The sequence below is a fragment of the Alphaproteobacteria bacterium genome (assembly GCA_030680745.1).
In the GTDB taxonomy this organism is placed as follows: Bacteria; Pseudomonadota; Alphaproteobacteria; order JAUXUR01; family JAUXUR01; genus JAUXUR01.
The window spans coordinates 1-25,845 of the sequence record JAUXUR010000081.1; the positions used below are offsets into that span (position 1 = coordinate 1).

Sequence of the window (25,845 nt, forward strand, 5' to 3'; positions counted from 1 at the left end):
CCTAATTTAGGGGCGCGCCCCTAACTTAAAATACAAACCTAAGTTTGCCAAAAATAAAAAGATCGCGTGCTTTTCGACGCGCAAAAATAGTTTCGTAATTTAAATCTATCGACAAAACATTTTTAAACCTTATATTGATCCCACCACCAATACGACCATAATTATGATCATTATTTTGAACTGGTATAGAATAAGGTATTCCGGGCATTGAAGCAAGCTCTGTTACAACAATTCGACTGCGATCAATAAATTCATGATCATAACTTGAGCGTATTTGCGGTGTTACCTCGCCAATAAACGTATTCATTTTATACGATATATGGCCACCCAAGGTTGAAACAGCCGTCGATGATCTTTGTTTGCCAACAATCATATTGAAAACACCAGCGTCACCTTCTTGATAATTATGAATACGTGCATCACCATAAGCCAGACCAGCTGTTGGTCCAAAATATAAATTACCAAGTTTGAAATCATAACCAGCAAGTCCACCCACAGACCAATGACGTCCTAATGGCTCACCAGTAGCTGTACGTTTAAACGAAACAATATTACGGCGAATCTTATTTTGGTTCCAACCATAAGTGAACACAGTGTCTAAATAAAATTGACGCCATTTCAAACTATCATAAAGCGAAAACGCATATCCATTAATATCGATGCTTCCTTTATGGTCTTTAAGTCTTACATCACTTTTGATATAACTCATCGCAATGCCGGCGAGGAAATAATCGGCAAATTTATAATCCCCCCCAATTGTAATTGTTTTAGTGCTATGTCTATATCCCGTTGATTCTTCAGTATTACGTTGATTGCCCAGATGAAGATCACCCGCTGCAAAAATACCAAATTTACCCATTGACGCATCAGAACTTAAACTTGGGAAATAATTTTTCTTAGATGCACCGTAATTTGGCGCTTGCGCACGTCGTACAAAACGATTTTTCTTCATTTCAGGCAAGGCAGTACCAACACCATCTGATGTCATCATGATAGAGGCAATATCGCTACCATCTGGAGAATCCGCCTGCTGAAAATGTGATTCAACAAGACTTGACGCAGAATCAAATAAAGGATGATTCATACCACGTAATGCAAAAAGACGATTATTAACATTTTTAGAGGCCGCTTTTGCGGAAGCTTCTGTCGCATTCATTTGCGGTACAACGTGATACGATCCGCCAATAATTTCTTCAACATATTGCGCTAAAAGTTCATTACCTTTACGCGTTAAATGACCATGTTTATCCCAAAATAAATAAGATTCAGGATCAGCGCAGATTTTGCCATTTTTTTCACAATAATCTTTAACATTTGTTAGACCAAAAGAAGCTGGATTGTTTAAAATTTCGTCACCCACTGCCCCCATATCAATTGGTATAATATTTACAGATTTATTCTGTGATGCAATCTGTACCAATTCTTGATGTAATTGAATATTATGATATTTAATCAAACGATCACTTTCATCTTGTTCCACGGGATCTTTGGAATCTTTAAAAATAGTTGGTAAACTCGCCACAACAATAAATTTAGCACCACCTACAATAAGATTGTTCACGAAACTTTTAACATTAGCAACCACATCACGGGCTGTTTGAAGTCCCCTTTCTTCTGAAACGTGTATCTTATTCTTTTTTAAATCTTTTAAATGTCGCAAATCATTCATCCCCACCCAGACTGTATAAAGGGCTTTAGGATCAAGAGAGCGTGGTGCATAAGATTGAGGTAAAGCGTTAAGTTCTTCTTCAATAATGTCAGAAGCAATTTCAATATCTTTTTTATTCTTATTTTGTTTTTTAATTTCTAAAAATCTATTTTCAAAAATCATTCTTTCTTCATTTAATGCTTTCATTTCAGGTGTTTCAAACAATGCACCAAGTTCTTTGTTTATTGCTTTTTCCTCAGCCACCAATGCTTTATATTCAGGGCTATTCCACTTAAAATTCTTTTTTTTATTTTTTATCTTATTTAACTCTTCGTTTAAAGGCTTCATAAGATCGTCACATCTATTTGAAATATAAGTTATCCGAGCTGCCGTACTACTTATTTTAAAATCAGGATGATATCGATGTATATTCCATTGGTGCCCTAAACCTACAGCTCCATTTGCTCTAAAAGAAGCTTCTCTTACAGAATCTAACGTTTTTGTTGAAAGAGCTCCAATATAAGCATAATTTTCGCGTGGCAAATTCGAATAAATATTTTCAACCCAAACAGGTCCATTGCTAACCCTACCCGGTAAATTTCCCTTTACTGATAAGCGACCAGTTAACCCTTCATAATTCCCAGAATCACTCAAACTATCGCCAAAACTAATAACACGCGAAAAACGAGATGGTTGAGCCTTAGCATTTGATTTTGATGATTTTAAAAGAGAAGATAGAACGAGTAATGTTGAAACAACAAAATAGCCGGCCGTTTTAAAAACAGTCATCTGACATCCTTATGAACTTTATCCAGTTTAATATATTCGTTTCCAGTAACAATACATTACCCTATAATTTAAGATTGAATCAACCACCTAAATTTAATCTAAAATTTTTCAACTGAAATATAGATGTTATTTTACAACGCTTTAAAATTCGATTGAATAAGGAATTCAGAATCTATTGACTTTTATCATCACTCTTACCCACTTCCCGTGACCATATCATTCATATAGATATGGTAAGATATGAATACTTAATATAATTTTTGTGACAATATTTTCTTTTTAATGAGTATTATCCATATTATGCACATAAAAGAAACCTTAATATATTATTAATTTAAAAAGTGTTGTTTTCCCAGCGCCGTTACGCCCGATAAGACCAACATGATGGCCTTCTGAAATATACAGACAGCGTCTTCAAAAAGAGGACGACCACCTATACAATATGAGAGATCTTTAATACGAAACATAATATGCCCCAATTTAGGGCCGTGCCCCTAGTTTAAAATACAAACCTAAGTTTGCCAAAAATAAAATGATCGCGTGCTTTTCGACGCGCAAAAATTGTTTCGTAATTTAAATCTATCGACAAATCATTTTTAAACCTTATATTGAGTCCACCACCAATACGACCATAATTATGGTCATTATTTTTAACTGGTATGGAATAAGGTATTCCGGGCATTGAAGCAAGCTCTGTTACAACAATTCGACTGCGATCAATAAATTCATGATCATAACTTGAGCGTATTTGCGGTGTTACCTCACCAATAAACGTATTCATTTTATACGATATATGACCACCCAAAGTTGAAACAGCCGTCGATGATCTTTGTTTACCAACAACCCTATTAAAAACACCAGCACCCTCTTCTTTATATTTATGAATGCGTGCATCACCATAAGCCATACCAGCTGTTGGTCCAAAATATAAATTACCAAGTTTGAAATCGTAACCAGCAAGTCCACCCACTGACCAATGACGTCCCAATGGCTCACCAATGCCTGTACGTTTAAACGAAACAATATTATTACGAATCTTATTTTGATTCCAACCATAGGTGAATACCGTATCAAGATAAAATTGACGCCATTTTAAACTATCATAAAGTGAAAATGCATATCCATTAATATCGATGCTTCCTTTATGATCTTTAAGCCTTACGTCACTTTTAATATAGCTCATCGCAATACCGGCGAGGAAATAATCGGCAAATTTATAATCCCCCCCAATTGTAATTGTTTTAGTGCTATGTCTATATCCCGTTGATTCTTCTGTATTACGTTGATTGCCTAGATGAAGATCACCCGCTGCAAAAATACCAAATTTACCCATTGAAGCATCAGAACTTAAACTTGGGAAATAATTTTTCTTGGACGCGCCATAAATTGGCGCTTGCGCACGACGCACAAAACGATTTTTCTTCATTTCAGGCAAAGCAGTACCAACACCATCTGATGTCATCATGATAGAGGCAATATCACTACCATCAGGAGAATCAACCTGCTGAAAATGTGATTCAACAAGACTTGACGCAGAATCAAATAAAGGGCGATTAGCGCCACGTAATGCAAAAAGACGATTATTAACATTTTTAGACGCAGCTTTTGCAGACGCTTCTGTCGCATTCATTTGCGGTACAACGTTATACGACCCGCCGATTATTTCCTCAACATATTGTCCTAAAAGTTCGTTCCCTTTACGTGTTAAATGGCCATATTTATCCCAAAATAAATATGATTCAGGATCAGCACAAATATTTGTTCCACTTTTACGACAATAATCAGTTACATTTGTTATACCAAATTTTTCTGGATTTTTAAAAATTTCATCACCCACTGCCCCCATATCAATTGGTATAATATTTACACTTTTATTCTGCGACGCAATGGCGACCAATTCTTGATGCAATTGAATATTATGATATTTAATTAAGCGTTCGCTTTCTTCTAATTCAAGCTCTGTATATTTTGGATTTTTAAAAGCAGTAGGTAAATTCGCAACAACAATGAATTTAGCACCACCTGCAATAAGATTATTCACGAAACTTTTAACGTTCGTAACTGTATCACGTGCTATTTGTAGCCCCATTTCTTCTGTAACAGTCACACCCTCATCTTTTAAATATTTTAATCCCCTTAAATCATTCATACCAATCCAAACTGTATAAAGTGCATTTGGGTCAAGCGAACGTGGCGCATGTGTTTTATGTAAATTAGCGAGCTCATCTTCAATATCAGCATTAATGCGTTCAACTGAATCTTGTTTTTTTATTTCATCATTAATTATCTTTATTTCAGCATCAATTTCTTCAATTATTTTTTTTTCATTCTCATCTTGGGGTTCATTTAATTTTTTTCTTTTTTCCAACAAAGGATTGGCAAGATCTTCCAAATCTTCTCTTAATTTTTTTTGTAATGCAGTTCGAACTGCATAATCTGCTCTAGTCCTGCAATCCACATACCTTGGCAAATAAGCAGATAAAATATCGCTAACAGGATTACTAGCTTGATTTCTTAGTCTGTTTACTTTAGTTGAATTTATTTGATTATATTCAGCAGAACCTACATCATACAGATCTAGTTCTTCAGAAGCTTTAAGATAAGCAGGATATAATTCAGAAAATTTTACAAATGCTTCGTTAATTTTATTAACATCCACTGGGTTTGGCGCTCTATAAATAAGATCTTTCAAAAAATTCAATCTTTTATCATATAGTTCTTGATTAATTTGCTTTTTTGCTTCTTCAGGCACAATAAGCACGGGGCGAGTTTTCCGCAAATTTTCTATCTTGCTTTGTAAGCCTACAATGACATTATTCGATATTTGATGTTTTAGCTCTATCCTCTTGTTCAAATCTACGCCATAACGGAATAAATCATACTGATGGCCTAATCCTAAAACTGACTTCGTAGAACCAACTGGTTTTCCTTCATCTGTCAACACATCTAAAGACCTTGATGAGCCTGCTGACATATAAGCATAATTTTCACGTGGCAAATTCGAAAAAATATTTTCTACCCACAATGTTCCATTAGATGCTCTCCCAGGCAAATTCCCTTTTTGATTAACATCCGAATTAAACTTTGCACAATTTCCAGCATCACTTAAACTATCGCCAAAACTGATCACACGCGAAAAACGAGATGGTTGGGCCTTAGCATTTGATTTTGATGATTTTAAAAGAGAAGATAAAACGAGCAATGTTGAAACAACAAAATAGCCGGCCGTTTTAAAAACAGTCATCTGACATCCTTATGAGCTTTATCCAGTTTAATATTTTCGTTTCCAGTAAGAATACATTACCCTATAATTTAAGATTGAATCAACCTCCTAAATTTTATCCAACAATTTTCAACTGAAATATAGATGATATTTTGCAACGATTGAAAATTGAATCAAGAAAAAATTAGAAGAAAAGCAGAGTTTATAAAATAAAATGTTGCACTGCGCTAAATATAAGTAAAAACTTTCCTTGCATGAAGCGCATTGTTTTTATATCATGTTCGAATTTGGCGCAACGCATATAGTCACATAAAGGGAGATCTCATTGAAAAAAATAATTATATTTGCTTTATCACTTACAAGCTTAGACCTTAATGCTACTATAGACACCAACCCTACTACAGAATTTTCAGATGCAGATTTTGATGAACGATATGCATTAACATCTTTCAGTCTAACACCAAATAACTATGATAATGTTAAATGCGAATACACATTATGGGATGATATTCCCGATTTCTGGATTACACCTTATAACAACGTTAATACACTTAAAATCATGACAAAAAAAACATACTATGAAGATCAACATCTTAAATTTTTACCGGTATTATTCCCATATATTAAAGAACTTATTATTGAACCATCACAAATTAAAAACGAAACTTCATTATATCTTATCGACAAATTCAAAGATTATATTGAAACGCTTAATCTCAATGGATGTAATTTAGGCTACCATTGTGAAATAATTACCCATTGTAAAAAACTTAAAAAACTATATCTTTGTGGTAACAATCTTTCCGCACTTAATTTCTTAACTGAAATCATTACCCATTTAGATATTTCTTCAAATCCATTGAAAAAACAAGAAATTATGAATATCCACCAAAAATCACCACATTTAAAAGAATTGTCAGTCGATAAAGACATATTAAGTACGAGTGACATTAAAAACTTATGGCTCAATCTAAAGGGATTAAATCGCTTAATAATAGGTGGTGCTATTTATACAAAACAACGCAGATCACATAAAAAGTAAATACATATATTTCAGAAATTAAAAATGAAAATATTTAAAGCATCAATTATACTTAATTTAATTTTTTCATCTTTAACAAACGCCGTCATAGTTAAATTTAAAACGACTAATCTTCAAGATGAATTTGGATCCCTTATACGAAAATTAAATACAAACAGTAAGAATGAATTTCTTAAAAGACATTCCATTCGAAAAGTTTTTCTTAAATTTATAAATCAAAATGGGAAAATCATAATAAAACAACTCAATCCTATAAAAAATTTAGAAATAAACAATGAAAATGATTGGAAACGCCAATTCACGAACGCAATAAATTATAATTTAACGATGGAAGATGAGGCTGAAACACAACTAGATATTCCAGAAAATTGGAAAATACACGCATTAGAAATATCCTATAACGCATATCCTTATGAGACATTCGATCAAATAGAAATACCTGCCGGTAGCACGAATTCTGTTTTGAACTTAGCCACACAAGAAAAAATAGAATTGAATATTGGCTATCACGGAGATCCTATTAATGGACCCTTCGTGATTACATCAATATTATTAGAATAATACTCAATCTACGAGACAAAAAATATAATTGCTTCGGTTTCACCTCTCCCCTTTGTGGGAGAGGTCGGCGCGCAGCGACGGGTGAGGGGTATCAAAGCGTTTACAAAGAACAACACCATCATGCAATAATTTTAGCATTGCCAAACAAATACTCATCTCTCCAAAATTGTAAAATACCCCTCACCCGCTCCCTTTGGTCACGACCTCTCCCACAAGGGGAGAGGTAAAAAAACTCTTCTTTTGGAGGGCTTTTGGTAAAAAATTGTTTTCACTTCTTAGAAATAAATTGCGGAGTGTGAGAGCGGGATAGTTGAAAAATGAGCTTAATTTCATTTTTCGTCCCGTAGATTGGCCTTTTGTACATAAGCATGCAGAATCCCGAAATCTGACGACTTCCACAATTTGAAACAAGAGTGGTATATGAAAAAACCCCTTGTAAAACAAATTACAAGGGGTCAAAAAGTCTAACTAAAAAGCACTAAGCGCCTTTAGTAGCATCTTTACGTGCTTCACCATAAATGTAGATTGGTTTAGCACTTGATTCCACAACATCCTTATTGATAACAACTTCTGTTACCCCTTCAAGACCAGGGATTTCAAACATTGTTTCCAGAAGAATGCTTTCCATGATCGATCGAAGGCCACGCGCACCTGTTTTACGCTTAATAGCGCGTTGCGCAACAGATATAAGTGCATCCTCAGAAAATTCAAGTTGAACATTTTCCATTTCGAAAAGACGTTGATATTGACGCACCAAAGCATTTTTAGGCGATGTCAAAATCTCAATCAATGCTTTTTCATCCAAATCATCGAGCGTTGCAATCACTGGCAAACGACCAATAAATTCTGGAATCAAACCAAATTTCAACAAATCTTCTGGCTCAATCTCACGAAGAACTTCACCTGTTCGACGCTCATCTTGACGCCTTACATTCGCACCAAAACCAATGGAGGTTCCTTTAAAACGTTGAGAGATAATTTTTTCAAGCCCTGAAAAAGCACCACCACAAATGAAAAGAATATTTGTCGTGTCGACTTGTAAAAATTCCTGTTGCGGATGTTTACGTCCACCTTGTGGTGGAACAGAAGCAACCGTACCTTCCATAATTTTCAAAAGTGCTTGTTGAACACCTTCACCTGATACATCGCGTGTTATTGAAGGATTGTCAGATTTACGTGAAATCTTATCAACTTCATCAATATAAACGATACCGCGTTGTGCACGTTCCACATTATAATCAGCAGCTTGTAGCAATTTCAAAATGATGTTTTCAACATCTTCACCAACATAACCTGCTTCTGTCAATGTTGTTGCATCTGCCATCGTAAAAGGTACATCTAAAATACGTGCAAGTGTTTGCGCTAAAAGCGTTTTACCACAACCAGTTGGTCCAATAAGCATAATATTAGATTTTGTTAGCTCAACATCACTATTTTTTGAAAGTTGGCTTAACCGTTTGTAATGATTATGAACAGCTACTGAAAGCACACGCTTTGCATGTTCTTGGCCGATAACATAATCATCGAGAACTTTTTGAATTTCGCCTGGTCTAGGCACTTCGCCATTAGATTTCACGAGAGAAGTTCTATTTTCTTCCCTAATAATATCCATACAAAGCTCAACGCATTCATCGCAAATAAAAACGGTTGGACCTGCTATGAGTTTGCGGACTTCATGTTGGCTTTTTCCACAAAAAGAACAATAAAGAGTATTTTTTGGATCATGTCCGCTTGTCGTTGATGATTTACTCATACTTCCCCACCTTAAAATATCTGAATTTTTCAATCTTAAATCGAAAAACCTTAAAGCAATTTCAGTTACGTCTTATTGACCTTAACTCGTTTTTAGAGAGCAACCCCTATACTTACAACTTACACCTGAAACAGGAATAATAAGTTAAGATCAAATTCAACTTTAAGAGGTGCGTTATCCCACCCTTATCTATTATTCAACACTGACTTTGCGCTCATGGCAAGACTTTAATCTTACCTATCGTGCAATTTCAGCAATTTTTTTAATGGGTTCTATTGGTAAAACGCGTTTTTCAACAACACTATCAATCAAACCAAAGTCTTTAGCTTGTTCACCGGACATAAAATTATCACGCTCAAGAGCCAATGCTATTTTTTCACGAGCCTGACCTGTGTGATGTGCATAAATGTCTGTTAAACGATCGCGCAACGCGACAATTTCACGTGCTTGAATTTGAATATCCGTTGCCTGACCTTGTGCGCCACCATGCGGTTGGTGAATCATAACACGTGCATTTGGCAGAACAAATCGTTTGCCTTTAGCACCACCTGTCAACAATAACGAACCTGCAGAACAAGCCTGACCCACACATAAAGTGCTTACGTCTGGACTTACATATTGCATTGTATCATACATTGCAAGACCTGCCGTTGCTACACCACCAGGTGAATTGATATAAATGGATATATCTTTTTCTGGATTTTCAGATTCGAGGAAAAGAAGCTGCGCGCAAACCAAAGCAGCCATATTGTCTTCAACTTGCCCTGTTATAAAGATAATACGTTCTTTAAGAAGGCGCGAATAAATATCATACGACCTTTCGCCACGATTTGTACGCTCAACAACCATAGGCACCAAATTATTCATAATATGGTCATACGAAAAATACTTCATTTCACACCCTCCCAGGTACTTTACTAAACAATATCAGGCTGTTAACTAACAATCTAAGACTATTAGTTAACACTAACTTACTTTTATTAACAATGCCCGTTCTTCTTAACAATGATTGTCAGCATCTTCTTGTGCTTTAATCAACAAATCATATGTTATATTTTTGTCAGAAATTTTGGCCATTGCCAAGATGTAATCAACAACTTTTTCTTCCAACAAAGGTGCACGAAGACGATTTAACGCTTCTTGATTCTTTGTATAAAACTCAATTACCTTCTTTTCATTGCCAGGATATTGAGTGGCAAGACGGCTGAGTGCACGACGCAATTCAGCATCAGTAATTTTAATTTCTTTAGCAAGACTTACCTCAGCAAGGATAAGACCAACTTTGACGCGCTTGCAAGCAAGATCACGATATTTTTTTTGATCTTCGTCACTTAATTTTGCTTGTTCGTGAAGATCATTATGATTAGCGCTTTCATGATCATGGTTATGATCAGTATCACAAACAGTACCATCATCATGAACGTGCGTGTGTTCTTTGGGTTCAATGCCACGTTCTTTAAGAATCTCTTTAATAACAGCTTGATATTCAAGCTCAATTAAACTTTTTGGCAATTCCATTTGATGATTTTCTTCAAGCTTATGAAGCAAATCATGTTTCATCACTTCACGTGCAACCTTGGAATAACGATCACTTAAATAAGATTTCGTTTCTTCTTTCCAAGCAGCAAGAGACTCAAATCCAAATTCTTCAGCTAAAGCATCATTGATTTCACGTTTATCAAGACGTTTTATTTTTTCAAGCGTAAATGTGTAATCAACGACTTTACCACTGAGTTTTTTATCAGCAACTTTTTCATCAAGCGTCATTTTAAAAGTTTTAGATTCACCAATTTTCATGCCTTTGATATTATTATAAGCATCTAAATTTGTACGTGTCGCATCTAAATAAAAAACATTTTCATTGTTTTTAAGCTCTGGAAGATCAACACCATCTAATGCTGCACTTGTTTTACCAAAGACAAAATCACCATCACGCGACTCTTCTTTAGTATCAGTTACATCTGTAATATTACTTGCTTTAGCTGCCTCTAATTCGATTTGCTCTAAGATTTGCTTTTCAACAGGTTCTGCTACAAGTTTTTCAAATTCTAATACGCTGAAATCAATGAGATTAACTTCTGGCAATATCTCCGTTGAAATAGAAATCACAAGATCTTTTTCTTTTTCGAAAGACTCAACTTTTACATTTGGTTGTAAGGCTGGACGAATTTTTTGGTCGCGAATAAGCGAATCACATGCTTCATTTACAACTTCTTCAAGCACTTCGGACAATACTTGTGAACCGTAACGGCGCTCTACAAGATCAGTCGGCACACGTCCTGGTCTAAAACCCGGCATTTGAATAGAAGCCGCTAAGGACCCTAAATTTTGCTGTATTTTCTGGGAAATATAGTTGGCCGAAATAATTGCTTTAAAAATTCTTTCTAAACCTTCATTTTTTTCCAAGGTTACAGTCAAAGATTCTTTTAAACCACTCACGCTGCTATTCCTTTATGCATCAAAGTTAATGGTGCGGACGAAGGGACTCGAACCCCCACAGACTAAGTCCACCAGAACCTAAATCTGGCGTGTCTACCAATTTCACCACGTCCGCGAACTAAATGTGTATTTATAGATTTATACGAAAACGCTTCAAAAAGGAAGGGCTATCTCTAAATAATTCGATTAAAATAGCCCAGATGAGAAAAAAATTTAGGTTTAGCTTGCTAAGCTAGCTTGATTTTTAATATGCCTGATCATTTTTCGCACACTTCCATCATTATTAGGATTCAATTTATGCTCCACACAATAATCCTCATAAATTGCATGCAAAGCGCGCTTATTTGACAACGGTATAGAATCTTTGATTGAAATCAACATTTGAAGTTCAGTAAAATACTCATATGCACTTTTTTTCTTAGATTTCTGACTATCCCACAAATCTTTTAAATACATTATCTTGTCGTGTGACTCCTCTATCATTTGTTCACTCGCAAAATAAAGAGCTTCAAGATAATCTATTGAAACATCATCATGTTTATGACCCGCTTCACCAAGATCAACCTGCAATCTAATGTAATTTTGACCCAACACTGATTTTAGCTTTTTATCAACCCATGATTTTTGGGCACCTAAAATAGTACGCACCATTTTATGACCACCATTAACATAACCAATTTCTTGGCTCTCTTTTTGGCTTATTTTAATTTTTTTCTCACCAGTACCTATAGAAAGTAACACAAAATCACTTAATTTCGCATGCGGAAAAGCCTTTTGTGCTTCCAACAACACTATTTCAGATGGATTATTCGCAAACATACCCCCATCCCAAAAATTCAATGATGTCTCACTATCGCTACCTGTTGCATCCTTCAAGATTTCTTTTGAAGGAAAGAACCCTGGCGCCGCACTCGTAGCTCTTGCAACATCACCAATTAAGTAATCACGCGATGCTTTCCTTCGTGCCTTCAGGCTAGACATTATAGAAGCACCCTTCCCTTCTGAAATTTCAGTAACAGGCACTGAAGTTGGAATCAACAAATCAGACAATTGATAATCATTGTAATATTTTTCAAATGTTTCCTCTATTCCTATTGGTGCATATTTCGGTCTAAAAGCGCCCTCTCCAGCCCTCAATCTTTTGGATAAACTTTGTTTTTCGAATATATGTTCACGTTCAGTCAAATACATATTTTGTACTTCTTCTGCAGAATAAAGCGGGTACCCAGCCCTTTCAGGATTTGGAATTCCAATGCCGAGTGCAACAATAGCGCCTGTTGAAGCACCTGCCACACCGCTAAAAACTTTAACAATTGGCATATTTAATAATTTTTCTAAATGCGCTAAAACATGTGCATGCACAATGCCGCGAATGGCACCACCATCCAGGGAAAGCAAAAATATTTTTCGATGCTTAACACGATTTTTTTTTGATAATTCGGGTGAAGAAATTTCTGATAAATCAACAGAAGAGGATTTACTTTTTTCTATACCAACCTCTTCTAATTTAAACGCATTCACATGAGCAGAATCAAGAAGCACGTCTTTATCAGCAGCACTTTTTTTCTCCTCAATTATTTCAAATTTTCCAAATACTTCATTTGAAAAAGATGCATTCATAAAAAAAGTTAAATAAAAAGGCAAAAAGTAGCGACAAGAAGATTTCATGGCACATCCTCCAGTTAAGTATTGTTATTTTATTGCGATAAAATATGATGATTTATTATTTTGTTACAATTTAATTCTACGACAGAATGTCTTGTTAATCAATGAAAAACAATTATACTTATTTTACATTATATTAGGATAATTTAGCTCAAGCTTCTACACCATACGTATTTTTTCTTTGTAAACTTTACTAAGTAAACTTAACAGATTATCTTTTCTTAGTGAGATTGACTAAGAAAACTTAATAAGCTATCCTTTCTTAGTGAGAAAATTTTAAGTAAAACTTAACAAAGTATCAGTTCTTGTATTAGGAAAAAAAACAACATATCACAATCAACTTTGATAATTTCTATTTATTATCTGATAGACTTAAATGTTTTAGAAAAAATGACTAATGAGTTGTGTTATAAGATTTATGTGCATCTTCAACATCTTGATCTTTAAAAGAAGATGCTGATTCAATTGATAGACATCCTCAAATCAATCAACATCTTTATATTTCCCTGGACAGGCTATAGCCCAAAGAACTCAAGCCAATCCAAGATTTAGAAACACTTTCGGTGTATTTGCTATTAGCTGTTTAACTTTGCTTCTGCTAATTTTTTGTATTCAATTGCTTCTTTTTGTGCAGAAGTTAAACCCTCTATACATTCTGTTAAGTGATTGATTTTTAAATCATAAAATAGTGATTGGTCGGATGAATTAATTTTTTCTTTTACAAATTCATACATCGCATCGCCTTTTTCAGAAATCATTTTTAAATGATTTCTTGCAGTCTGTATAATCGTAATACCTCTTTCATAATTCATTTCTGAATCTTCCTGTAAGGTCTTTAGGCGCTCTAAGTCTTTACTACAATTCATTTTAATGAGACCCGAGATCTCTTCTGCTAACGTGTTTAGAACATCCAATTTTTCGTGTATTTTCTCTCTTTTTTCGATTATAATTGAATTGTTATCTGATATATCAAGACTTTCAAGGAGTAAAAATGCCTGATCAAATTCTTTAGTTGCATTTGCATTAAAGCAAGAAAAGGTTGCTACAAAACAAAGTGCTATTTTAAGTTTTCTCATTTTAGTTTCTTTCTATTTAATAGATTAATTTACTACATTAAACTTTATTATTTAATGTTCGAATAAAAACATATCAAATTATTTTTAAAAAAAATACCCGTAAAAAATACTGGGTTTTTTATTTTTTAAGATACCTTTTCAAACAAACCCAACGATTAAAGACCATACCCCCAAGACAAGACACACCCAAAAATTAAAAAAATAATTCCTGAAAGTGTTGACATGCTAAAATAGGCGCTTATATCTAATCCAGAATTAAAAACAAATCGGTAAGCAATTAAACGGAGAGCTTAAATGAGTATTAGACCGTTACATGACCGCGTATTAATCAAGGTCTTAGAAGCAGAACAAAAATCAAAAGGCGGTATCATTATTCCTGATACAGCTAAAGAAAAACCAATGGAAGGCGAAGTCATCGCTGTAGGCACAGGCCTTCGTAATGATGATGGAAAAATTATTCCTTTAGACGTTAAAGCAGGCGATCGTATCCTTTTCGGTAAATGGGCTGGTACGGAAGTTAAAATCGATGGTAACGAATTCTTAATTATGAAAGAATCCGATATTATGGGTGTTATCGAAAATAGCTCTAAATCAAAAGCTGCTTAATTAATCATTAATAAAATCAAGGAGACATTTAATATGGCTGCTAAAGAAGTACGTTTTAGCTCAGACGCTCGTGAGCGTATGCTTCGTGGTGTTGACATTCTTGCCGACGCCGTCAAAGTCACATTAGGACCACGTGGTCGTAACGTTGTGATCAGCAAATCTTTTGGTTCACCACGCACAACAAAAGATGGCGTGACTGTTGCTAAAGAAATCGAACTTTCAGATAATTTTGAAAATATGGGCGCACAGCTTCTTCGTGAAGTTGCTGTTAAAACTAATGACATCGCTGGTGATGGTACAACAACTGCGACCGTTCTTGCACAAGCAATTGTTCGTGAAGGTTCTAAAGCTGTTGCTGCTGGTTTAAATCCAATGGATCTTAAACGCGGTATTGATCTTGCTGTAACGGAAGTTATTGCGCACATTAAAAAACAATCCAAAAAAGTGTCAACAAGCGCTGAAATTGCACAAGTTGCAACAATTTCTGCCAATGGCGAAAAATCAATCGGTGAAATGATTGCTAAAGCCATGGAAAAAGTTGGTAAAGAAGGCGTTATCACTGTTGAAGAAAACAAAAGCTTCGAAACAGAACTTGACGTTGTTGAAGGTATGCAATTTGACCGCGGTTACATTTCGCCTTATTTCGTCACCAATGCTGAAAAAATGCTTTGCACACTCGAAAATCCATTCATTCTCATTCATGAGAAAAAATTGTCTGGATTACAACCCCTTCTTCCATTGTTAGAAACTGTCGTCCAATCAGGTCGTCCGCTTTTAATTATTGCTGAAGACGTTGAAGGTGAAGCACTTGCAACACTCGTTGTGAACAAACTTCGTGGCGGACTCAAAATTGCTGCTGTTAAGGCACCTGGTTTTGGTGATCGTCGTAAAGCAATGCTCGAAGATTTGGCTATCCTTACTGGCGCACAAGTTATCAGTGAAGATCTTGGTATTAAACTTGAAACAGTTAATATCTCCATGTTGGGTACAGCTAAAAAAGTCAGCATTACTAAAGACGATACAACAATCGTTGAAGGCGCTGGTAAAAAAGCTGATCTTGAAGCACGTTGCGCACAAATTCGCGCTCAATCCGAAGAATCTTCTTCAGATTATGACCGTGAAAAACTTCAAGAACGTTTAGCAAAACTCGCTGGTGGCGTTGCCGTTATCCGCGTTGGTGGAGCAACTGAAGTTGAAGTTAAAGAACGTAAAGATCGTATCGATGATGCATTAAATGCAACACGTGCAGCGGTTGAAGAAGGCGTTGTCCCTGGTGGTGGCGTAACATTACTTCACGCAACACGTATTCTTGATAACATCAAAACAATCAATGAAGATCAACGCGTTGGTGTTGACATCATCCGTCGTGCACTTGTTGCGCCAGTAACTCAGATTGTTGAAAATTCTGGTAAATCAGGTGCTGTTGTTGTTGGTAAATTGCTTGAAAGCAAAGATACAAACCACGGTTATGATGCTCAATTGGGTGAATACACCGACATGATCAAATCCGGTATTATCGATCCAACTAAAGTTGTTCGCGTCGCACTTCAAGATGCAGCTTCTATCGCTGGTTTGATGATTACAACTGAAGCCATGATCGCTGAAAAACCAGAACAAAAAGGCCATTCACATGGTCCTGCTGGTGATATGGGCGGTATGGGTGGCATGGGCGGTATGGGCTTCTAATTTTAACCCACGAAATAAACTACGTCGTTGCGCGTCGAATCGTGTATAAAAAATACACTTCTCTCTTTGCGCCTCGTGTTTTAAATTCGTGAATTAGTATTACCTACCAAACTACGATCTACGCGCTAACCCCAAGAAGAGAAATCTTCTTGGGGTTTTTTATTATAGTGAAATAACTTTAGATTCAGACAAGGAATGACGCGCGATGTGTAGTCTCCTCCTACATGAGGAAGGTTTGACGATGTATCAATTTGAAGTTATTTCACTATGCCTTTTAAAAAGTGACAATTAATAACATTATGATATATACTGAATATAAAGAAGAATAATAATTCTCAGGAGGATCAAATGGTTAATTTTCGGTTATTATTTTTAAATTTCGTATTTTTTAGTGTTTTTAATCTGATCCAAAGTGACGTCTACGCGGCATTATCAACAACCCATATTTCAGAAATTAGAAATGTTATTGCTACATGTGCAAAAGATTTTACAACCACTAAAGAGAAGTTTGACCAATGGGTTCCTGGCTCATTAAGATCATCCGTCAAAACCGGCGGCTCTGTTTTAGGTGCTTTAACACAAAAATTATCTTCCACTGAAAAAGCTAAAGCAGAAGAAAAAAAAGAAGATGTTAAGAAAAAAATAGAAGCGTTCAATAAGTATTATCAAAAAGAAAGCGATTCCTGGCTTAGTGTAGAAAAAGTTTACTTGAGCACAAAAGATATGTACAAAGAAAATGAAAATCAACTTCTTTCATTAGGTAAGGACACTCCTACAAAAAGCGGTGGTATAGAATTTTTAGAAGCAAGCAGTGCTACAAATTTGCAAAATTTTAAAAGTAAATGCCAAAAAGATTTGAATGAGATCAATGTGTTAATTGGCAATTAAAAGAATGCTAGTTCTGTTGACTAGATCGATATTTTCTTAAGAACCTTCATGGGCTCGCAGCCAAGCCGCGGCGTGTAGAAGAGTGCATACGATTTTTATTTCAATTTACCATGCACCTAAAACGTAACCATTAATAATAAATTTGCTAGATCATTATTAAAAAGCTAGAATAAACAATAGACTTGTTTCTAAACTCTACTGCTGTGGCCGACTGATATGTCGCTTCAGTGCTCAGATCCTCATGTATGAAGAATACACGAAGGAACCTGCGCCGAAGCGCCTACCACTCGTCTCACAACAGCGCGTTTCAAAAGAAGCCTAAACTCACACATTAAGGCATGCGTATGATCCGGCAATACGAATTGGTCGAGCGGGTTCTCTCTTACGATAAAAAGGCAGATGAGGATTTACTCAATAGAGCTTATGTTTTTTCAATGCAAGCGCATGGGGCACAATTGCGTGCCTCTGGTGATCCCTATTTTTCGCATCCTTTAGAAGTTGCAGGTATTCTCGCCGATTTGAAACTTGATTCAGCAACCATTATTACTGCCCTCCTTCACGATATTGTTGAAGATACTAGCTACACTGTTGAGGATATTGAACGTCAGTTTGGCAAAGAAATAGCACGCCTTGTGGACGGTGTTACAAAATTATCCCGAATTGAATTACCTTCTGATAAATCGAGACAAGCTGAAAACTTTAGAAAACTTGTGCTCGCGATGTCCGAAGATATCCGTGTATTACTCGTGAAACTTGCCGATCGTTTGCACAATATGCGCACCCTGCATCACAAGCAGGATCCCGAAAAAAGAAAAAAAATTGCTGTTGAAACATTTGAAATTTATGCGCCGCTCGCCGAACGCATCGGTATACACCAAATAAAAGATGAACTTGAAGATTTAGCGTTTGCACAAACAAATCCAGAAGCACGCGACTCAATTATCAAAAGATTAAGCTATTTACGCGAGAAAGGTGAAAATCTTATTCCGCGTATTATTCAATCCTTACAAGATGTGATGAATAAAAGTGATGTTCATACAAATGTTTTTGGACGTGAAAAATCACCTTTTTCGATTTGGAAAAAAACACAGCACAAAAATATTGCGTTTGAAGAATTGTGTGACATCATTGCGTTCCGAATTATTGTGCCTTCTATCGAAGAATGCTACAAAGCCTTAGGCGTTATTCACAGCCAATTTCCCGTTTTGCCAGGACGCTTCAAAGATTACATCAGCACCCCTAAACCCAATGGATACCAATCTATTCATACCTCGATCATTGGTCCTGAGCAACATCGCATTGAAGTACAAATCCGCACACAAGAAATGCATGAAATTTCTGAATGGGGGGTTGCAGCGCATTGGCGCTATAAATCGGACGATAATGACAAAGATAGCAAATGGCAATTAGAAGGTAAACAATATCGCTGGCTTCAAGAACTTATCAATATTTTGGAAGAAGCATCAGGTGCTGAAGAATTTCTTGAGCACACTCGTATGGAAATGTTTCAAGATCAAGTTTTTTGCTTCTCCCCCAAAGGCGATTTAATTGCCCTTCCCAAAGGATCAACGCCTGTTGATTTTGCTTTCGCCGTCCATTCTGAAATTGGTAAACGTTGTGTCGGCGCGCGCATTAATGGTCGCCTTTTACCTCTTAAAACAGTTTTACATAATGGTGATCAAATTGAAATTATCACATCTAAAACACAAACACCCTCCCCTGATTGGGAAAAATTTGTTATTACCGGCAAAGCAAAAGCAACGATTAGGCGTTATATTCGTAATGAAAATAGAAAACAATTTGTTGAGCTTGGTCATTCTATTCTAATTCGCGCTTTTAAACACGCCAATCTTCCTTTTTCGGAAAAATCAGTCGAAGAAATATTACCTCAATTTTCTCAAAAATCACTCGATGATTTATATTTCACCATAGGCGAGAATAATCTTTCCGCCAAAGAAGTATTGCATGCCGTTTTCCCAGACAAAAAAGATGCCATACTTTCAGAAGAAGAAAAGCTAGCGCATATTCACCCCAAAGAACGCCAAACATCAAAATATGCAATCCCCCTTAAAGGGTTAATCCCAGGAATGGCCGTCCATTATGCTGGTTGTTGCCACCCCCTTCCCGGCGACCGGATCGTTGGGATTGTAAGCACCGGCAAAGGTGTCACCATTCATACCATTGATTGCGAGACCCTTGAAAAATTTGCAAATGAAACAGATAGATGGCTTGATGTCGCGTGGGATGAATCGTATAAATCAGAAAAATTTGTGGGCCGTCTTTACCTTATTATTTCCAATAGACCCAATAGCCTAGCGTCAGTTACAACCATCATCGGCAAAAACAATGTCAATATTAACAATGTCAAATTCACCAATCGCAAAAGCGATTTCTTCGAAATGATCGTCGATGTTGAGGTCGAAGATTTGCGGCAATTCAATATTCTAATGGCTGCCTTGCGGGCGAGTCCTGTGATTCATAGCGTTGAACGCGCTAGAGGATAATATTACCACTCTTGTTTCAAACTGTGGAGGTCGTCAGATTTCGGGATTCATCATGCTCATGTACAAAAAGGTACACTCCGCGTGCTTCACCACTCATCTTTCTACCCACATTTCGAAACAATTTGGGTATAGTCACTTAATTTCATATAAAAAAATACTTTTATTTAATTAACAATATATTAATACATATTTCATCAATTTATATTTTACTTGAATAATAACACATAACTTGATAACGTCAGATTCATTGACATATAAATTACTTAAATATAAAATTGAAAGATTTCATCATGAAAAAAATTACGTTGTTCATTTCCTTATTTTCATTATGTTCAAACATATCAATAGCACGCGTCCCACCTGAGCAATGTTTTGATTTTTACCAAAATACAAAAAAAGAATATAAAGATATATCGCCTGCTTGGGCTGAAATTGCGTTACAATCCAATATTATTAAAAATATGCGCTTATTTGGTCATTTTTCCTCAGCGGAACATCCTCAATTTAAAGCCCATTCTGCTTTTAATGTACGCCAAGATACGCTTAAACTCAATGCACCTCAAGATGCCATTTCTGGGCTTATGCAATATTTATTTCCAACACCCAATGGACAAATTTTAGCTTTCAATCAACGTGATAACGACCCACTTGGCTATATCGGTCATCAAAAAAAATTAGACTTAATTAACGATATTTTAGAACAAGTTATTTTATTCAAAACAGGAAAAGATATCAAAGGTCAAGAAACAACCATCGATGAAAATAATTTTAAAACATCAATAATAAATATCCTTGATAAAACGCGTACCAAAAATGATAGAAGCGGTTCGCGCAAAACAAAATTCAACCTTCTTCGTGATCAATTTGCTCTTATTCTTACAAATGCCGTAATAGAAGAAAAAAACAATATTCATAAATCAAAATATCCAGAACATATTGTTATACAATCATTATTTGCTTTTGCGCTGAATATTGCTGACAACAGCCAAGAAATTTACAATAAATTTCCTTGGATTTTTAATGTGATAATACTTGATTCAAAATTTTCAGAAGAAGATTACAACAAACTTAAAGAAAGCTTATTGAATGATCCAAAATTTGAAAAAGGCATCAACAACGAAAAGTTAATTCGCGTTTCATTAGGTAATATTTATTTTGAAGAAAAACTCCCTAAACCTTTGACCTATGTCACCACTTTCTATAACCATAATAATAAAAATATCCCATATCCAAATTGTGGCGAAACAAGTCTTCTTAATTTCTTTTATTATGTTTGGGGTGATCGGGGCATCATTAACCCTGCTTATATTGAAGAAACTGAAAAAAAAATTAATGGTGCATTATCAGAAAATTGGCAAAAACTTAAAAAATATTTTTTAAATTTTAGCACGATAGGATCTTCAGCCAATAGAGATGCGCAATATGACTGGAGTCAACTTATCTCAAACCTCAACAAAAAAGATACAGATCCCTCTTTAAAAATTACTTATCGAAATGAACAATTGTGTAATGTCCAAGGAATAGGACTTATCAACATGTTAAACGTTCTTGAAAAACTTATCCCAGATCAAGAATTGGAACAAAAATTTCCTAATAATAAGGAAGAGATGCTGAAAGTAACAACATTTAAAATTGATCGTCTTACAGCCCTTTTTTCAAGATCAGAAGCAATTTTAGATTGGAAAATCGAACAAAAAAAAGAAATAAAGGAAGTGTTTAGCGCAGTTGATTTCACACTTAACCAGAAAGATTTTTTTCAATGGAGATTTTCACAGGATTCTTTTAGTTTTAGGCCAGCAAAAATAAATGCATCCAATTGGCTTAAACAAGTTTCTTGGGATAAAACACCATTTTTAATAAGTGGATGGATGAAAACACAAACAAATGCCTTTCATGCAATAAAAAATGCGTCTGAAATCTATCATATGAATTTAAGCGTAACGCTAGAAGCTGCAAAAGCTATTGATCTTATTTTAGGTAATCGCTGGCAAAATCTTTATAGCCATATCCCACAAATTATAGGGAGAAGTCTTTTCGTAGAAGATCCCTTTACCCAAAAAATAATATATACTTTGCTCCATTTTTACGAAAATGGTATAGATAGTTTTTATTATCCAGAACTTGATTGGAAAAATTATATTCCCAATTTTGTACCTATGAATAAAGAATCTTTACTTTCTTTTGCTGCAGAACATGCGCTTTTTAATCTTCTTAAAAATTATAGCATTGCTGATAATATCGAAGCCAACGCACATTATTATGCAACTAAAGAAAATCATCTTCCTATGATTCAATGGTTATGTGATCAAGATTCAAGCATAATCTATAAACCAGTTACTTATCATAACGAAGACCTCATCCACGTGGCTGTAAATCATGGCCACCAATATTTAATTGACTATTTCAATCCATCATCAGAATACATAGATAAAAATGGAACAAGACTTCTTTATACTTGCGCAAATTCGCGCAGCGATAACACTTTATGTTTACAACAACTACAAAGAATGGGCGCTAAAATTAAAACCCTACATAATTATAGCCCCTGGGAACACTATGCACATTTCAATAATATTAAATTCTTGATTGATTTAATAATAGATCAAGGCATTTCCTTGGATACAAAAGATCCTAAAGGTAAAACTGCGTTAATGCACTTTGTTCAATATAGCTCAGATATCCCTTTTCGCTATTTAGTAGATAAAGGCGCAAATATTAATGAATTGGATAATGAAGGTGGAAGTGTTTTACACCTCGCATCACTAATAGGACGACTTAATTTTGTTAAACTTCTTGTTGAAGAGAAAAAATTTGATATTAATCAAAAAGATATGCATGGCAATACACCTTTACACATAGCTATTCAATTTGGAAAACCTCAAATTATTAATTATTTGATTGATCAAGGCGCAAACATAAATGAAGTGGACAATCAAATGAAAACACCACTTCATTGTCTTATAGATAACGCTACAAAAAATCGTACAAATGCTATTGAAGAACTTCTTAATATTGTTAATTTATTTCTACAAAATGGTGCCAATCTTAATGCGCAAGATATAGATGATAATACAGCTTTACACATTGCTGTTATATCTCAACAACCTGATATTGTTAGTTATTTGTTAACAATGAATGCAGACGTCAACATACGTAACAAATTAGGTCAAACACCTCTTCTTATGCTTGATTTCGAAACAGCCTATTTTCCTGCTAAAAAAAATGTTGAAGATAATAATATTATTAATCTTGAACAAAACGAACAGAATATACCTTATATGGATGCCTATCAAAGAAGTATATTGATTTTAAATGCATTACTCAAAAAAAATGCCGATATTAACGCAGTTAATGCAGAAGGCGAAACGATCCTTTATGAATTAATCAGTCATAAAGATTTAAACAAAATAAAAGAAATTTTGGATCTTGGTATTGATGTAAATGTTCAAAACTCAAAAGGTAAAACAGCTATTTTGAAACATTTTAATTCAGATTCTTATTTTAACGATGAACAAGAAATTAAACGACTTTCCTTGCTTCTTGAATATAATGCAGACCTCACATTAAGTGATCTTGAAGGAAACAATCTATTTAGCACAATTCTCAATGAAACAGATTATGTCAGCGAGGCGAAAAAAAAATTGTTTACATATCTTCTTGATAATGGGTTTTCACCAAACGAAAAAGACAATGAAGGCAGTACACTTTTGCATAAATCATGTAAAAGCCCTTTGAGTCACACAGACTTCATAAAACTTCTAGCCGATCATAAAATGATAAACCTTAATGCAATGGATAACGAAGGCAAAACACCACTTAATTATCTTTCAAGTTCGGATGGTAAAATCGCTTCATATCTTATTAGCAAAGGTGCAGATGCTAATTCTACCAATAAATATGGCAGAAAATGGAGCGACATTCTTAAATAATATATCTAACCAGAGCCGCTAACATTTCACACCAACCCATCAGCACTACCTATTATGCTACGAATAAGCACATCAGGGGTGGTGATGCTCCTGAATGATCATCACACTCTAATTGGTAACCTTCACATCACCTTTTAGTGTTTTTCTCTCAGGCACATATTTTTCTTTCAATTTAAGCAATGCATCGTTTTGATGCCACGACAGAAGCGGCGTTATCTGCGTCACGCGTATTTCTTTTGGTATATCTTGAGTATTTTTATCTTGGGCCTCACCCCAAACGGGCATTACGACCAATGAAAGTAGAAAAACATATACAGATCTTTTCATTTTTTAACTCCATCATAAGTATTTATACTTTATTCTATAATAAAAATTATTAAAAAAGTATTATTGCTAAATAATACATACAAACTAAATAGAATTAAATTTTACAATTTACGATATTTTTTTATTAAATATAAAATAAGAATTTTTAAATTATGAGAATTTACAATTTCATCCATTATTACATTAAAATTACTATTTAAAATAGATTTAATGAGTATTTTTTCTTCCAAAGAAAAATCTTTTTTTGAGTCAATGAATAATTGTTTTATAGCTAGATCTTTTTTATCAATCTTTTTTATATACAATGAAATTAACGTATCAATATTTCTAATATAAGCCATTTTTTTAGCTCGTAGATAATTTATTTTTTCATTAAATGACATCTCCCGACCAAAATAAGCTTTTATAAAAAAATCTTCGTCTTTTATTGGTAATTTAAAAATCGAAGCAAAACGAGCAAGATCAAATAATGGACCATAAAGACCTGCGTCCTGCCAATCAATAATCCATACATCTTTTTGATCTGCAATTAAATTGCCTGGATGTACATCTGTATGCGTGATCGCAAGATCAGAATTTTCAAGAAACTCCTTTTCTAGGCTTCTAAAAGTTTTTAATACTTCTTGATATTCTACCGCTTCGGTTTTAACAAAAAAGTTCTTTTCGAGTATTGAGATTTTAGGCATCAAAGGTGATACTGGCATTGAATGAAGAATACGTAATTTTTGAGCAAGTGATTTCAATAAAAGTGGATTTCGTGCAATGGATCCGTAAAATTTTTCACCATCGATACAATCCATAATAATCATTTGATAATCGGGTGAAACATAATAAACATGCGGCGAAATATTTTTATCTGCTGTTTTTTGTACTAATTCAACTTCCCATTTACGTTCATTTAAGGCTCTTTCAGGGCTTAACATTCTAACAATATAATTTTTTTCGTTTAAAAATGCTTTATAAATTGCTGAATCAGAACGGCCTTCTGTAATTTTTTTAATCTTTACTTTTTGATCATGAGGAACAGAAAAAATAGATTTTAATTTTTCAATTATCATTAATTCTTGACTGGATCTTTGGTCTATAGGAATTTTATTTTTTTGAGTACATGATGGAAGAGTAATGCTAATCAAAATACAAAATGATAATTTTTTTAATATTGACCAAAAATTAAATATGTTCATTTTAAGTACTTTCTATTTTTTCAATAATTTCAACACAAATAGGCGGATGATTAACAATCTCACAAAATTTTAAAAAATCGTACGTCGAAACATTTAAAGTCATATCGTTCCGTAAAGGATGAAAATTAACATGATCACTTTTTAAAAAATCTTGATCCAAATAAAATGTAACATTACGCGCAATATCATTAAGTAACCCATAAGGTGTAACTGAACCTGGGATAACCCCAAGAAAATACATCAAATCTTCATCGCTGGCAAATGAAAAACGCCCTTTGCCGTATGATTTTGAAAATGCGGTCAGATCAACTCTTTTTGTATCCAAAACGGATAACAACACATAGTTTTTCTTTTTATCTTTTAAAAAAAGATTTTTACTATACCCAAATGATTTGGAAATGCCGATTTTTAGGCATGAGATTTAAGGTGATTTTTGATGCCGAAAATTTCGACAGATAATTGTTTTACCTTAGAAATTTTTGGTTCAAAAAGCGACCAAAGGTCATCGGCTAAAAACGGTAGTTT

Annotated in this window: 18 protein-coding genes and 1 tRNA gene; 7 read left to right on the forward strand and 12 right to left on the reverse strand. The window is 34.6% G+C overall.

What is annotated here, in order from left to right:
* Positions 1 to 25 precede the first annotated feature (25 nt).
* The 3 genes from Q8L85_10215 to Q8L85_10225 all read right to left on the reverse strand — a co-directional run bounded on the left by Q8L85_10215 (position 26) and on the right by Q8L85_10225 (position 5,681).
* Complete coding sequence (locus Q8L85_10215; protein ID MDP1725059.1) at positions 26 to 2,437, reverse strand: autotransporter domain-containing protein; 2,412 nt, start codon at positions 2,435 to 2,437, stop codon at positions 26 to 28.
* A 318-nt stretch (positions 2,438 to 2,755) separates the two neighbouring features.
* A complete protein-coding gene (locus Q8L85_10220; GenBank protein MDP1725060.1) occupies positions 2,756 to 2,836 on the reverse strand; it encodes an ATP-binding cassette domain-containing protein in 81 nt (26 codons plus the stop codon).
* 100 nt (positions 2,837 to 2,936) lie between these two features.
* Positions 2,937 to 5,681 carry an autotransporter domain-containing protein gene (locus Q8L85_10225; GenBank protein MDP1725061.1) on the reverse strand — a complete coding sequence of 915 codons (2,745 nt, stop codon included), beginning with the start codon at positions 5,679 to 5,681 and terminating at the stop codon, positions 2,937 to 2,939.
* 304 nt (positions 5,682 to 5,985) lie between these two features.
* Between Q8L85_10225 and Q8L85_10230 the strand changes: the two genes are divergently transcribed.
* Positions 5,986 to 6,702, forward strand: a complete 717-nt coding sequence (locus Q8L85_10230; GenBank protein MDP1725062.1) for a hypothetical protein — start codon at positions 5,986 to 5,988, stop codon at positions 6,700 to 6,702.
* A 24-nt stretch (positions 6,703 to 6,726) separates the two neighbouring features.
* Positions 6,727 to 7,263 carry a hypothetical protein gene (locus tag Q8L85_10235; GenBank protein MDP1725063.1) on the forward strand — a complete coding sequence of 179 codons (537 nt, stop codon included), beginning with the start codon at positions 6,727 to 6,729 and terminating at the stop codon, positions 7,261 to 7,263.
* Between the two features lie 478 nt (positions 7,264 to 7,741).
* Here Q8L85_10235 and clpX read toward each other — a convergent pair whose 3' ends face one another.
* The 6 genes from clpX to Q8L85_10265 form a co-directional block, all read right to left on the reverse strand.
* Positions 7,742 to 9,016 (reverse strand): ATP-dependent Clp protease ATP-binding subunit ClpX, encoded by a 1,275-nt coding sequence (gene clpX / locus Q8L85_10240; GenBank protein ID MDP1725064.1) that lies wholly within the window; start codon positions 9,014 to 9,016, stop codon positions 7,742 to 7,744.
* A gap of 237 nt (positions 9,017 to 9,253) precedes the next feature.
* On the reverse strand, positions 9,254 to 9,910 hold the full coding sequence (gene clpP, locus Q8L85_10245; GenBank protein MDP1725065.1) for an ATP-dependent Clp endopeptidase proteolytic subunit ClpP: 657 nt from the start codon (positions 9,908 to 9,910) through the stop codon (positions 9,254 to 9,256).
* Positions 9,911 to 10,015: 105 nt separating this feature from the next.
* Positions 10,016 to 11,455: a trigger factor gene (gene tig / locus Q8L85_10250; protein MDP1725066.1), complete on the reverse strand. Its 1,440-nt coding sequence runs from the start codon at positions 11,453 to 11,455 to the stop codon at positions 10,016 to 10,018.
* A 29-nt stretch (positions 11,456 to 11,484) separates the two neighbouring features.
* A tRNA-Leu gene (locus Q8L85_10255) sits at positions 11,485 to 11,570 on the reverse strand.
* A gap of 104 nt (positions 11,571 to 11,674) precedes the next feature.
* A complete protein-coding gene (locus Q8L85_10260) occupies positions 11,675 to 13,123 on the reverse strand; it encodes a patatin-like phospholipase family protein (protein MDP1725067.1) in 1,449 nt (482 codons plus the stop codon).
* Positions 13,124 to 13,695: 572 nt separating this feature from the next.
* Positions 13,696 to 14,196, reverse strand: coding sequence for a hypothetical protein (locus Q8L85_10265; GenBank protein MDP1725068.1), 501 nt, complete (start codon positions 14,194 to 14,196; stop codon positions 13,696 to 13,698).
* Positions 14,197 to 14,490: 294 nt separating this feature from the next.
* On the opposite strand from Q8L85_10265, the gene groES reads away from it, so the two are divergent.
* From groES to Q8L85_10290, 5 genes are all read left to right on the forward strand, one after another.
* Positions 14,491 to 14,802 carry a co-chaperone GroES gene (gene groES, locus Q8L85_10270; protein MDP1725069.1) on the forward strand — a complete coding sequence of 104 codons (312 nt, stop codon included), beginning with the start codon at positions 14,491 to 14,493 and terminating at the stop codon, positions 14,800 to 14,802.
* A gap of 33 nt (positions 14,803 to 14,835) precedes the next feature.
* Positions 14,836 to 16,488: a chaperonin GroEL gene (gene groL, locus Q8L85_10275; GenBank protein MDP1725070.1), complete on the forward strand. Its 1,653-nt coding sequence runs from the start codon at positions 14,836 to 14,838 to the stop codon at positions 16,486 to 16,488.
* A gap of 348 nt (positions 16,489 to 16,836) precedes the next feature.
* Entirely contained in the window at positions 16,837 to 17,376 is a 540-nt protein-coding gene (locus Q8L85_10280) for a hypothetical protein (GenBank protein MDP1725071.1), read from the forward strand.
* A gap of 344 nt (positions 17,377 to 17,720) precedes the next feature.
* A complete protein-coding gene (locus Q8L85_10285) occupies positions 17,721 to 19,880 on the forward strand; it encodes a bifunctional (p)ppGpp synthetase/guanosine-3',5'-bis(diphosphate) 3'-pyrophosphohydrolase (GenBank protein ID MDP1725072.1) in 2,160 nt (719 codons plus the stop codon).
* Positions 19,881 to 20,170: 290 nt separating this feature from the next.
* Positions 20,171 to 23,809, forward strand: coding sequence for an ankyrin repeat domain-containing protein (locus Q8L85_10290; GenBank protein MDP1725073.1), 3,639 nt, complete (start codon positions 20,171 to 20,173; stop codon positions 23,807 to 23,809).
* Positions 23,810 to 23,917: 108 nt separating this feature from the next.
* Here the strand turns inward: Q8L85_10290 and Q8L85_10295 are convergent, their stop codons facing one another.
* From Q8L85_10295 to Q8L85_10305, 3 genes are all read right to left on the reverse strand, one after another.
* Positions 23,918 to 24,136: a hypothetical protein gene (locus Q8L85_10295; protein MDP1725074.1), complete on the reverse strand. Its 219-nt coding sequence runs from the start codon at positions 24,134 to 24,136 to the stop codon at positions 23,918 to 23,920.
* Between the two features lie 101 nt (positions 24,137 to 24,237).
* Positions 24,238 to 25,320: a phosphotransferase gene (locus Q8L85_10300; protein ID MDP1725075.1), complete on the reverse strand. Its 1,083-nt coding sequence runs from the start codon at positions 25,318 to 25,320 to the stop codon at positions 24,238 to 24,240.
* A gap of 1 nt (position 25,321) precedes the next feature.
* The gene (locus tag Q8L85_10305) at positions 25,322 to 25,720 is read right to left on the reverse strand and encodes a YbaK/EbsC family protein (protein ID MDP1725076.1); all 399 of its coding nucleotides are present in this window, start codon (positions 25,718 to 25,720) and stop codon (positions 25,322 to 25,324) included.
* Between the last annotated feature and the right edge of the window lie 125 nt (positions 25,721 to 25,845).